The organism is Methylobacterium sp. Leaf104 (assembly GCF_001422885.1).
In the GTDB taxonomy this organism is placed as follows: Bacteria; Pseudomonadota; Alphaproteobacteria; order Rhizobiales; family Beijerinckiaceae; genus Methylobacterium.
On record NZ_LMMZ01000034.1, the window covers coordinates 317820 to 329537 of the forward strand.

Here is an 11718-nt window from a genome sequence, read left to right on the forward strand (position 1 = left end):
CCCACCCACGGACCGGATTTTCCATGTCGAGCGCCGTCGATCTCGCGTCCAAAACCTCGTTCCAGGGCCTGATCCTGACCCTGCAGCGCTTCTGGGCGGCGCAGGGCTGCGTGATCCTGCAGCCCTACGACATGGAGGTCGGTGCCGGCACCTTTCATCCGGCCACCACCCTGCGGGCGCTCGGCCCGAAGCCCTGGAAGGCCGCCTATGTCCAGCCCTCCAGACGCCCGAAGGACGGACGCTACGGCGAGAATCCGAACCGGCTCCAGCACTATTACCAGTTCCAGGTCATCCTGAAGCCGAACCCGCCCAACCTGCAGGAACTCTATCTCGCTTCTCTCGACGCCATCGGTGTCGATCTCAAGCTGCACGACATCCGCTTCGTCGAGGACGATTGGGAGAGCCCGACCCTGGGCGCCTGGGGCCTCGGCTGGGAATGCTGGTGCGACGGCATGGAGGTGAGCCAGTTCACCTACTTCCAGCAGGTCGCCGGCTTCGAATGCGCCCCCGTCGCGGGCGAGCTCACCTATGGCCTGGAGCGGCTGGCCATGTACGTGCAGGGTGTCGAGAACGTCTACGACCTGAACTTCAACGGCGGCACCGGCGAGGAGCGCGTCTCCTACGGCGACGTCTTCCTGCAGTCCGAGCAGGAATACTCCCGCCACAACTTCGAAGCTGCCGACACCGCGATGCTGTTCCGCCAGTTCACCGACGCGGAAAAGGCCTGCCGGACCTACCTCGACGCCGGCACGCCGGAGGACGAGACCGGCCGGCACCGGATGGCCCAGCCGGCCTACGACCAGTGCATCAAGGCGAGCCACGTCTTCAACCTGCTCGATGCCCGCGGCGTCATCTCGGTGACCGAGCGCCAGAGCTACATCCTGCGGGTGCGCGAACTCGCGAAGGCCTGCGGGGCGGCGTACCTGCGGACGGCGGGGGGCGGCGCGGCCTGATCCGCATCGCCGACTGCGCCTCGCCACCCCGAACACCCTTTTCTGGACGCCGCCTGATCCCATGCCCGACCTCCTCCTCGAACTTCGCTCCGAAGAGATTCCCGCCCGCATGCAGCGGCGCGCGGCCGACGACCTGAAGAAGCTCGTCACCGACGCGCTGGTGGAGCGTGGGTTCCTCTACGAGGGCGCCAAGGCCTTCGCGACGCCGCGCCGCCTGGCCCTGCACGTGGCCGGTCTTCCGCCGCGCGGGCAGGATGTGCGCGAGGAGCGCAAAGGTCCCCGCGTGGGGGCGCCGGAGGGTGCGGTCCAGGGCTTCCTGAAGAGTGCGGGGCTCGCGAGCCTCGACGAGGCGACCATCGTGACGGACCCCAAGAAGGGCGAGTTCTACGTGGCGGTGATCGAGCGCCCCGGCCGCGACACCCTCGACGTGCTCGCCGAGATCCTGCCGCAGATCATCCGCAGCTTCCCGTGGCCGAAATCGATGCGCTGGGGCAAGGCCTCGGCGCAGCCGGGCGCCTTGCGCTGGGTGCGCCCGCTGCAATCCATCGTCGCCACCTTCGGCCCCGAGACCGAGACGCCCGACGTGGTGCCGTTCGCGGTCGACGGCATCGCGGCCGGCACGACCACCTACGGCCACCGCTTCCTGGCGCCGGAGGCCATCGAGGTCCGCCGCTTCGACGATTACGTCCAGGCCCTGGAGCGGGCGAAGGTCGTGCTCGACGTGGAGCGGCGAAAGGACATCATCCTGCACGACGCCCGAGACCTCGCCTTCGCGCGCGGCCTCGAACTCGTGGAGGACGAGGGCCTGCTGGAGGAGGTCGCCGGCCTCGTCGAATGGCCCGTGGTGCTGCTGGGCTCCTTCGACGAAGCCTTCCTCGACATCCCGGCCGAGGCGATCCGCGCCACCATCCGGGCCAACCAGAAGTGCTTCGTCCTGCGCCAGGCGGGGACCGACACCCTGGCGCCGGCCTTCGTCCTGACCTCGAACCTCATCGCCAGCGACGGCGGCCTCGCCATCACCGCCGGCAACGAGCGCGTGGTGCGGGCACGCCTGTCGGACGCCAAGTTCTTCTGGGAGACCGACAAGGCGATCCGCCTGGAGGACCGTCTGCCGAAGCTCGACACCATCGTGTTTCACGAGAAGCTCGGCACGCAGGGCGCGCGGGTGCAGCGCATCGCGGCCCTGGCCCGTGAGCTCGCGCCCCTGGTCGGCGCCGACCCGGATCAGGCCGAACGTGCGGCGACGCTCGCCAAGGCCGACCTCGTGACCGAGATGGTCGGGGAGTTTCCCGAACTCCAAGGCCTGATGGGGCGCAAATACGCGGCGCTGCAGGGCGAGCCGCAGAGCGTCGCCGCGGCGGTCGAGGACCATTACAAGCCGGTCGGCCCCTCCGACCGAGTGCCCACCGATCCCGTCGCGGTGGCCGTGGCGCTCGCCGACAAGTTCGACACCCTCGTGGGGTTCTGGTCCATCGACGAGAAGCCGACGGGCAGCAAGGACCCCTACGCCCTCCGGCGGGCGGCCCTCGGGGTGATCCGGCTGCTGATCGAGAACACCGTCAAGCTGTCGCTGCTTCGCGACGGGTATCAGGCCGCCGCCGACGGCCATGCGAACTACGGCGGCACGGCAAACGCCGAGGGGAGCGCCGGGGACGCGGACGCTGCGAGCCTCCTCGCGTTCTTCGCCGACCGCTTGAAGGTCTACCTGCGCGACAAGGGCGCCCGCCACGACCTCATCGACGCCGTCTTCGCCCTCCCCGGTCAGGACGATCTGCTGATGGTGGTCCGGCGCGTGGAGGCCCTGGGCACCTTCCTCGAGACGGACGACGGCAAGAATCTGCTGGCCGGCTACAAGCGTGCCGCCAACATCCTGCGCATCGAGGAGAAGAAGGACGACCGCGCCTACGATGCGGCGCCGGACGCGGCCCTGGCCGCCCGCGGCGAACCCGAGGAGCGCGCCCTCGCCGAGGCCCTGGCGGCGGCGCGCCAGACCGCATCGGCGGCGGTGGCGGCGGAGGATTTCGCCGGTGCCATGCAGGCGCTCTCGACGCTGCGCGCGCCGGTGGACGCATTTTTCGAGCGGGTCACGGTGAATGCCGAGGACCCTGCCCTGCGCCAGAACCGCCTCGCCCTGCTCAACGCCCTTCGGGCAGCGACCCGGGAGGTCGCCGACTTCTCGCGGATCGAGGGCTGAGCGCCCGCCGCGGCGGGGCTCATGCCTCTGCGAGGAACCGCGTCCGAGCGGCGCGGATCGCGGGATGGTTGCGTTCGGCCCAGGCGACCAGCGCCGCCAAGGGAGCGAGCAAGGTCTCGCCCAGCGGCGTGAGGCTGTATTCCACGCTGGGTGGGCTCGTCGGGTAGACGCGGCGCGCCACCAGCCCATCGCGCTCCAGGTCTCGCAGGGATTGCGTCAGCATCCGCTTCGAGATGTCGGGAATCGCCCGCTGGATCGCCCCGAACCGGCGGGTGCCGCCAGCCAGAACGGCGATGATCAGCGTGGTCCACTTGTCCCCGAGGTGATCCAGCACGTCCCGGACCGGGCAATGATGCGGATCGAGTCCGAGGTCCTGCCAAACCGCGAACCGCTCGGCGAGGCTTGTTTCGGCCGGCAGGGACGCAGGGGCGGACACGATGGATTCGGCCATGGTGGGTTCCCTCCGGGTAACCTGGGATCGAAAAACTGCCGCCTTACGGGGCCATCCGGTCTCTTTTACAGACCTTGTGTCGATTCAGAACCACGAGAGGTCGAGACATGTCCGAGACCACGTTCCCGAAACTCTTCGTCACCGGCGCGAGCGGGCAACTCGGGCGGCTCGTCGTCGCGGCGCTCCTTCGCCGTATGCCGGCGGCGCGGATCGTTGCCGGGGTTCGCGACACCGAGGCACCGGCGGCGCAGGATCTGCGCGCCCAGGGTGTCGAGGTGCGCTCCGCCGACTACGCACGCCCCGAAATCCTGGCGGAGGCCTTCGCCGGCATCGACCGACTGCTGCTGATTTCCTCCAGCGAGGTCGGCCAGCGCGTGTCCCAGCATCGCAACGTCATCGAGGCCGCTGGCCAAGCCGGCGTCGAGCTCATCGCCTATACGAGCCTGTTGCATGCGGACACCTCGCCCCTCGGCCTCGCCGAGGAGCATCGCGCCACGGAGGCGATCCTGGCGCAATCCGGCATGCCGACCGTGATCCTGCGCAACGGCTGGTACACCGAGAACCACACGGCCTCCCTGCCGCAGGCCCTCGCCCACGGAATCATGCTCGGCAGCGCCGGCGCGGGTCGGATCGCCGGTGCGGCGCGCGCCGATTACGCGGAGGCTGCGGCGGCCGTGCTGACCGCCGACATGCCGGTCGGGCGCATCTACGAACTGGCGGGGGACGAGGCCTACACCCTCGCCGACGTCGCGAGCGAAGCCGCCCGCGTCTCCGGCCGCCCCGTCCGCTACCAGGATCTGCCACCCGCGGAATACCGGGCGGCGCTCGTCGGCACGGGACTCCCGGCCGGAGTCGCGAGCCTCCTGGCGGATTCCGATAGGGGCGCCGCCGACGGCGCCCTGTTCGATGACGGCCACGACCTGCGCATTCTGATCGGCCGGCCGACGACTCCCCTGGCGACCGTCATCGCCGGAGTCCTCAAGTGAGGTCTTCGCGGAGCCGGTGCAGCATTTCCAGTCGCGGAAACCTGGGGTGCGGGAGGATTCGGAAGTTTCGAACAGGATGAAGCGGAACGGTTTCGCTCGGGTCGCCGTTGGGGCAGCAGATTTTCCTGAAGGGAGATGTTCATGCGCAACCCCATCATCGCCGCCTTAACCCTGGCAACGCTGTTCGGCGCTTCGGCCGTACAGGCCGAGACCACGGTGATCCGCCGCGATGCGCCGGACACCGTCGTCGTCGATCGCCCCTCCACCGAGAGCCGCACGGTCGAGCGCCGCGAATCCAGCGACGGTTGCTCCTCGAAGACGGTGACCAAGGAGAACGAGCTCGGCGACCGCAAGACGGTCACCAAGGAGAGCTGCGACTGAACCAGCCATCCGCTTTCGGATGCCTGCGACGCCCGCTCCGGTCCTGCCGGGGCGGGCTTTTCGTTGGTCAGAGCGTCTTCACGTAGCGCCAGGCTTCCATCCCGTCCTCATAGTAGTCGGGGATGACGGCGAAGCGCGTGTAGCCCCGCCGTTCGTAGAGGCGGATGCCGGCGCCGTTATCGGCGCGGACCTCGAGACGCAGGCGGATGCAGCCATGGGCCCGCGCATCCGCTTCGGCCGCATCGAGGACGAGGCTGCCGAGGCCGAGCCCGGACCGGGCCGGCGAGACGGCGATGGAGGATAGGCGCGCGTTGCGGCTGCCCCGCCGGCGCTCCAGGGTCGCCGAGCCGACGAGGGTCGCCTGCCCCACCTCATCGGGGGTGATCGCCACGAGGAGCGACATGCTCGGAGAGCGGATCGCGTGGCGGATCGCCCGCCGCTCGGCCCGGTCGCCCACGAAGGCGGCGTGTTCGAGCGCCACCAGCGCATCGAGATCGGCCGGCGTCGCGGGCCGGATCTCCACCGGCGGCGCCGAGGCCGGCTTGACCGAGGGCGCACTCACCGTGCGGTCCAGGGATAGATCCAGGTCTCCGAAAGTGCGCGCCCGGACGCACGCAGGAAGAGCCGCAGGTCGGTCGCCTGGCCCGGTGCCTCCAGCGTCACGTCGAGGGCGGCGCGGATGCCCTTGATGTGCGGGTTCGGCGCCACCGACGTCGCGGTGATGTGGCCGGCCGAGCTGCTGGCCACGACCTCCACACGGCCCGGGTCTACGAGGTAGTAGTCGAGGTCGCCGCCGGCGAAATCCACGAGAAAGCGCCGGGTCAGGCCGCCCTTGGCCTCCTCGGACTTGGCGGTGCCGCTCGCCACCGGGGCGACGCTGAAGGTATTGACCACCCGTCCGCCGGGATGAAGCGCAGAGCCGCCCACGGCGCGGACCCGATAGGACAGAGTCACGGGGCTACCGGCCGGATAGGCGCTCGCCGGCCGCCAGCAGGCGACGATGTTGTCGTTGGTCTCCGTGTCGGTGGGCAGCTCCATCAGCATCACGGCACCCTCGCCCCAGGCGCCGTCCGGCTCGACGAAGTAGCCCGGGCGGCGGTCGTAGGACGCCTCGAGATCCTGGTAGGTCTCGAAATGCCGGTCGCGTTGCATCAGGCCGAAGCCCTTCGGGTCGTGGTCGGCGAAGGACGAGATGCGGCGGTCGCGCGGGTTGTGCAGGGGCCGCCACAGCCACTCGCCGCTGCCCGCGGCCATCTGGAGCCCGTCGGAATCGTGCAGCTCCGGCCTGTAGTCGTCGGCGTGCCGGCGGTCGTTCTCGCCGATGAAGAACATCGAGGTCAGGGGTGCAAGGCCTACCGTCGCGAGGTCGACCCGCGGGATCAGGGTCGCCCGCACCGCCACGCTGGTCTCCTCCCCCGGCGTCACCGTGAACTGATAGGCGCCGGTGAGCGAGGGGCCGTCGAGGAGCGCGTGGATCACCAGGGCGCCGTCGGCCTTCTCCGGAACGCCGACCCAGAACTCGCGGAAGACCGGAAACTCTTCCGGTCCGCCCTGGCCCTCGACGTTGACGGCGATGCCGCGGGCCGAGAGTCCGTAGAGCTGATCGCGCCCGAGGAAGCGGTAGTAGCTGGCCCCCAGGAACACGATCAGTTCATCGAGCAGGTTCGGCTTGTTCAGCGGCGCGTGAATGCGCAGGCCGGCGAAGCCGAGATCGACCGGCAGGGCCTTGTCGAGCTTCGTCCGCCCCATGTCGTAGAGGCTCGACTGGTAAGCGATCGGCGTCGCCACCCCGCCGCGCACGAGGTTCACCGTCACCGGGCGCGTATAGAGGAAGCCGAGATGGAAGAGCTGGAGCCGGAACAGGCTCCCCTCCCCGAGGAAGGCCTTGTCCGGCTTGAAGCGGATGTCGCGCCAGGCGTCGTAATCGAGCTTGGCGATCGGGGCCGGCAGTGCCGGAACGCGCGGGTCGTAGGCGACCTTCGCGAGATCCTGTGCCCGGCGCTCCACGTCCGCGAAGCCGAAGGGCGTGTCCGGCCGGCCGTCGCGGCGCTGGGCGCGGGCGTCGACCGTGGCCGCCAGCAGCGTCGTGGCGGCGAGTCCCTGGACGATACGGCGCCGGTTGGGTTCTGACATCGTCCTGCGTTCCGGTGCGTCTGCGGAGAAAACCGTGCGCTTGATGACCCGTCCGAACCGGCTTGGGAAGGCCCCATCGCGGGCGCGGCCGCCGAGTCCGCGGCCTTTCTGCAACAGGCCGCGCAGCACGCTGGAAATCGAACGGAAAATCGCTGTTTTCCCTTGTCGTTGGAACAGCCTGACCGTATATGCGCCTTGCCCAATTTCGCACGTGCCTGTGGCCGCGTGTCGGTTGGTGGGCATCCGGCCAACTGCCGGACAGCCGCCAGGGGTCTTAAAGGATCGATGGTCGACAGGGTGGATTCCCTCCGGCCGGCATCCAGGTGGCGACACCGGACCCCGACAACAACCGGCAGCCGGAGGCGAAACCGGCGAACCCCGCTCTCCACGGGGGACGCAGCTTAAAGCAACGACGAACGGGCTTTTTTGGTCTCGTCGGCCCTCCAAAGGCCGGCACCGAAGAGGCTTGTTTCTCTTTGCCCGGCGTGCGGTGGGGTCTCCCTTCCAATCCAAGGCAGCTTCCGGGTGCTCTGCGCCCGCGTTCGACGTCGTGTCTCCAAAGCACGCCGCGCGACGCGTCGCAGCGTCCCCAGACGCCGGACGGCATCCTGTCGTCCTGACATTCGACAGCGCGTCCCGCGAGGGCGCTCGCGAACCTGTGGGTTGGAACGACCATGACCGATCGTATCCGCGATTTCCTGCGCGCACGCCGCGACATGGGCCAGGACGAGGGCCCGGTGATGGTGCTCGACCTCGAAGTCGTGCGCGACAACTATACGGCCTTCGCGCGCGCGCTCCCCGACACCCGCGTGTTCTACGCCGTGAAGGCGAACCCGGCGCCGGAAGTGCTGCGCCTGCTCGCCGAGATGGGCTCCTGCTTCGACACGGCCTCCGTGGTCGAGGTCGAGATGGCGCTCGCCGCCGGCGCCACCGCCGACCGCGTCTCCTTCGGCAACACCATCAAGAAGGAGCGCTGCATCATCCGGGCGCTCAAGCTCGGCGTGCGCCTGTTCGCCGTCGACTGCGAGGCCGAGGTCGAGAAGATCGCCCGCGCCGCCGAGGCGGCCGGGGTCGAGGCGACCGACGTCCAGGTGTTCTGCCGCATCCTCTGCGACGGGGCCGGCGCCGAGTGGCCGCTCTCGCGGAAGTTCGGCTGCGTGCCGGAAATGGCCGTCGACGTGCTGGAGCATGCCTATCGCCAGGGCCTGACCGCCTACGGCGTCTCGTTCCACGTCGGCTCGCAGCAGGGCAACACCGACGCCTGGGACGGCGCCCTCGCCTCCGCCGCCATGATCTTCGAGGAGTGCGCCCAGCGCGGCATCAGCCTTCAGATGGTCAATCTCGGCGGTGGATTCCCCACCCGGTACCTCAAGGCGGTGCCGGGCGTGGAATCCTACGGCGACGCGATCTTCCGCGCGCTCACCAAGCATTTCGGCAATCGCATGCCGGAAACCATCATCGAGCCGGGTCGCGGCATGGTCGGCAATGCCGGCATGATCGAGGCCGAGGTGGTGCTGGTGTCGCGGAAGTCCGACGCCGAGGACGAGGTGCGCTGGGTCTACCTCGACATCGGCAAGTTCGGTGGTCTGGCCGAGACCATGGACGAGTCGATCCGCTACGCGATCCGCACCGAGCGCGACGAGGACCGGATGGCCCCCTGCGTGCTCGCCGGCCCGACCTGCGATTCGGCCGACGTGCTCTACGAGCGGGTGCCATACCCGCTGCCCGTGTCGCTTTCGATCGGCGACAAGGTGCTGATCGAGGGCGCCGGCGCCTACACCACCACCTATGCAGCGGTGGCGTTCAACGGCTTCCCGCCCCTTCAGCAATACGTCATCTAAACCTCTTCGAGGTCATGACACGGAGGCCTGGCGCTCTCGAGGAGGGCGCCCAGCGCTGAATGCTCCACATGCCCGCCCCGTGCGGTCCGGCTCATGCCGGCCGCCGGATCGTCTCGTCGCCTGCCCAACGTTCGGGAAGGGTGCGGCCTTGGTCCAGATTCGTGATGAAGTCACCGGCGACGTCGTCGCCCGCGAGCATCTCCTCGACGCGTGCCTCGGCGAGGCGCGTCGCCTGAAGACGTCTGAGCGCCTGCGCGAGGGCCGGCTCCCGGCCGAGGGGCTGGCGCTCACCGCCGAGCAGGACGGCCAGGTGGTCGGCACCTGCCGTCTCTGGCACGTGGAGGCGGGTCCGCGCCGCCCGGCCCTCCTGCTCGGGCCGCTGGCCGTCGATCCGTCGATCCAGGGCCTCGGCCTCGGCTCGATCCTGATGCGGGCGGCCCTGCGCCGGGCGGAGAACCTCGGGCACGGCGCGGTGCTGCTGATGGGGGACGCGCCCTATTATGCGCGCTTCGGCTTCTCGGCCGGGCTCACCGAGGGGCTGTTCATGCCCGGCCCGTTCGAGCGCGAGCGCTTCCTCGGCCTGGAACTGCGGCGGGGTGCTCTCGCCGGAGCGCGCGGTATCCTGCGGGCCGCCGGTGCCTGGGATCAGCCGACACCCGTTCCGATGGTTTCGGACGCGCTGTGCGAGGCCGGCGCGGCGTCCCGACGACGGGTCGCCTGACGGGCGGCCTGGCGCGGCCGCCGCTCAGACGTTGGTGTGATGGTCCGCCTTGGCGGCGAGATCGCAGCGGCGCTGGAAGGCGGCATCGTGGCGGCGGCTGACGGCGCGGAACAGCGAGGCGGCCAGGGTGATGATGCCGGGATCGCGGTCGATCGGCTCGTCGACCGGGGCGGCGATGCGTGAGGTGATGAATGCGAGCATGGCAGAAGTCCGTGGCGTGAGGTGACGGACGCTTCCTCTCGGGGTCGCTCTTGTCGTGTTCTGTTGCAGCGCAATATCGCCATCGCGAGTCCACCTCGCAACGCTCTGGAGCGGGACGTTGCCCTGCGTGCAGGGCATGCAAAGCTTCAATCTTCCGTAAACCTTCGTTCCACGCGCAGAACGCCTGGCGCATGCCCGGCAGGCGAAGCTGCGGTTGACCGACGGGGCCGCAAAGGTCACTGACCCCGTCGCTTGTTCGTCATTTCCGGCGCCTAAGGCATGCGGTCGCCGTGCGATGACCACGATACGCGTTTGAGAAGGATGTTACGCCCATGACCGAAGCCGCTCCCTCCTGGCCCGTCCACGGCCGCATCACCGGCCCCATCGTGATGATCGGCTTCGGCTCCATCGGGCGCGGCACGCTCCCGCTGATCGAGCGGCACTTCGAGTATGACAAGGCCCGCTTCACGGTCGTCGAGCCCTCCGACGCGCACAAGTCCCTGGCCGACAAGCATGGCCTGCGCTTCGAGCAGGTGGCGCTGACCAAGGAGAACTATCGCGACGTGCTGACGCCACTGCTCACGGAAGGCGGCGGCCAGGGCTTCTGCGTCAACCTCTCGGTCGACACCTCATCGCGGGCGATCATGGAGCTCTGCCGGGAGCTCGGCGCCTTCTACATCGACACCGTCGCGGAGCCGTGGCCGGGCTTCTACTTCGACAAGAACAAGAGCCAGGGCGACCGCACCAACTACGCCCTGCGCCAGGACATCCTGGACGCCCGCACCGCCAGCCCCGGCGGCACCACCGCCGTGTCGTGCTGCGGCGCCAATCCCGGCATGGTCTCGTGGTTCGTGAAGCAGGCGCTCCTGAACGTTGCCGGTGATCTCGGCCTGAAGACCCCCGAGCCGAAGGATCGTGCCGGCTGGGCCGCGCTCATGCGCGAGGTCGGCGTCAAGGGCGTGCACATCGCCGAGCGCGACACACAGCGCGCCAAGTCGGCCAAGCCGATGGGCGTGTTCGTCAACACCTGGTCGGTGGAAGGCTTCGTCTCCGAGGGCAATCAGCCGGCCGAGCTCGGCTGGGGCACCCACGAGACCTGGATGCCGGAGAACGGCCGCGAGCAGGAGAAGGGCTCGCGCTGCGCGATCTACCTGCTCCAGCCCGGCGCCGACACCCGCGTGCGCTCCTGGACCCCCACGGCCCAGTCGCAATACGCGTTCCTCGTCACCCACAACGAGGCCGTCTCGATCTCCGACTACTACACGGTGCTGGAGGGCGAGCGCGCCGCCTATCGGCCGACCTGCCACTACGCCTACCACCCCGCCAACGACGCGGTGCTCTCGCTGCACGAGATGTTCGGCAATGGCGGCAAGGTCCAGGAGACGATCCACATCCTCGACGAGACCGAGATCGTGGACGGCATCGACGAGCTCGGCGTCCTCCTCTACGGCCACGCCAAGAACGCCTACTGGTACGGCTCGCAGCTCTCCATCGAGGAGACCCGCCGCATCGCCCCCTACCAGAACGCCACCGGCCTGCAGGTGACCTCGGCCGTGCTCGCCGGCATGGTCTGGGCGCTGGAGAACCCGGAAGCCGGCATCGTCGAGGCCGACGAGATGGATTTCCGCCGCTGTCTCGAGGTGCAGACCCCGTATCTCGGCCCCGTCATCGGCGTCTACACCGACTGGACGCCGCTGTCCGGCCGCCCGGGCCTGTTCCCCGAGGACATCGACACCAGCGATCCCTGGCAGTTCCGCAACGTGCTCGTGCACGGCTGAGCCCGGCCGGCCCGGTCAGGTCCAGCGCGCGGGAAATCATCGGCGCCCCGGGGCGGGCGCCGGTGGTCCTTCACGGCGG

General features: G+C 69.4%; 11 protein-coding genes. 7 read left to right on the forward strand and 4 right to left on the reverse strand.

Annotation, left to right across the window (positions count from 1 at the left end):
- Nucleotides 1–23: 23 nt before the first annotated feature.
- Both ASF49_RS16755 and glyS read left to right on the forward strand, forming a co-directional pair.
- Nucleotides 24–953: a glycine--tRNA ligase subunit alpha gene (locus ASF49_RS16755; RefSeq protein WP_056475321.1), complete on the forward strand. Its 930-nt coding sequence runs from the start codon at nucleotides 24–26 to the stop codon at nucleotides 951–953.
- Between the two features lie 61 nt (nucleotides 954–1014).
- Nucleotides 1015–3147 (forward strand): glycine--tRNA ligase subunit beta, encoded by a 2133-nt coding sequence (glyS, locus tag ASF49_RS16760; RefSeq protein WP_056475324.1) that lies wholly within the window; start codon nucleotides 1015–1017, stop codon nucleotides 3145–3147.
- Between the two features lie 19 nt (nucleotides 3148–3166).
- On the opposite strand, the gene ASF49_RS16765 is transcribed toward glyS, so the two are convergent.
- Complete coding sequence (locus tag ASF49_RS16765) at nucleotides 3167–3598, reverse strand: winged helix-turn-helix transcriptional regulator (protein WP_056475326.1); 432 nt, start codon at nucleotides 3596–3598, stop codon at nucleotides 3167–3169.
- A gap of 107 nt (nucleotides 3599–3705) precedes the next feature.
- Between ASF49_RS16765 and ASF49_RS16770 the strand changes: the two genes are divergently transcribed.
- Together ASF49_RS16770 and ASF49_RS16775 are read left to right on the forward strand one after the other, a co-directional pair.
- Nucleotides 3706–4584 (forward strand): SDR family oxidoreductase, encoded by an 879-nt coding sequence (locus ASF49_RS16770; RefSeq protein WP_056475328.1) that lies wholly within the window; start codon nucleotides 3706–3708, stop codon nucleotides 4582–4584.
- 141 nt (nucleotides 4585–4725) lie between these two features.
- Nucleotides 4726–4965: a hypothetical protein gene (locus tag ASF49_RS16775; protein ID WP_056475593.1), complete on the forward strand. Its 240-nt coding sequence runs from the start codon at nucleotides 4726–4728 to the stop codon at nucleotides 4963–4965.
- Nucleotides 4966–5032: 67 nt separating this feature from the next.
- On the opposite strand, the gene ASF49_RS16780 is transcribed toward ASF49_RS16775, so the two are convergent.
- Both ASF49_RS16780 and ASF49_RS16785 read right to left on the reverse strand, forming a co-directional pair.
- Nucleotides 5033–5527 (reverse strand): GNAT family N-acetyltransferase, encoded by a 495-nt coding sequence (locus ASF49_RS16780; protein ID WP_056475331.1) that lies wholly within the window; start codon nucleotides 5525–5527, stop codon nucleotides 5033–5035.
- Nucleotides 5524–7098: a glucan biosynthesis protein G gene (locus tag ASF49_RS16785; protein WP_056475334.1), complete on the reverse strand. Its 1575-nt coding sequence runs from the start codon at nucleotides 7096–7098 to the stop codon at nucleotides 5524–5526. The genes ASF49_RS16780 and ASF49_RS16785 overlap by 4 nt, the downstream gene beginning before the upstream one ends.
- Nucleotides 7099–7772: 674 nt before the next feature.
- Between ASF49_RS16785 and ASF49_RS16790 the strand changes: the two genes are divergently transcribed.
- Nucleotides 7773–8939: a type III PLP-dependent enzyme gene (locus tag ASF49_RS16790; RefSeq protein ID WP_056475337.1), complete on the forward strand. Its 1167-nt coding sequence runs from the start codon at nucleotides 7773–7775 to the stop codon at nucleotides 8937–8939.
- 148 nt (nucleotides 8940–9087) lie between these two features.
- Nucleotides 9088–9660, forward strand: a complete 573-nt coding sequence (locus tag ASF49_RS16795; protein ID WP_056475340.1) for a GNAT family N-acetyltransferase — start codon at nucleotides 9088–9090, stop codon at nucleotides 9658–9660.
- A gap of 24 nt (nucleotides 9661–9684) precedes the next feature.
- Here ASF49_RS16795 and ASF49_RS24265 read toward each other — a convergent pair whose 3' ends face one another.
- Nucleotides 9685–9861, reverse strand: coding sequence for a hypothetical protein (locus tag ASF49_RS24265; RefSeq protein WP_200930074.1), 177 nt, complete (start codon nucleotides 9859–9861; stop codon nucleotides 9685–9687).
- A gap of 332 nt (nucleotides 9862–10193) precedes the next feature.
- Here ASF49_RS24265 and ASF49_RS16800 point away from each other — a divergent pair, with 332 nt between their 5' ends.
- Nucleotides 10194–11639 carry a homospermidine synthase gene (locus ASF49_RS16800; RefSeq protein WP_056475342.1) on the forward strand — a complete coding sequence of 482 codons (1446 nt, stop codon included), beginning with the start codon at nucleotides 10194–10196 and terminating at the stop codon, nucleotides 11637–11639.
- Nucleotides 11640–11718 lie beyond the last annotated feature (79 nt).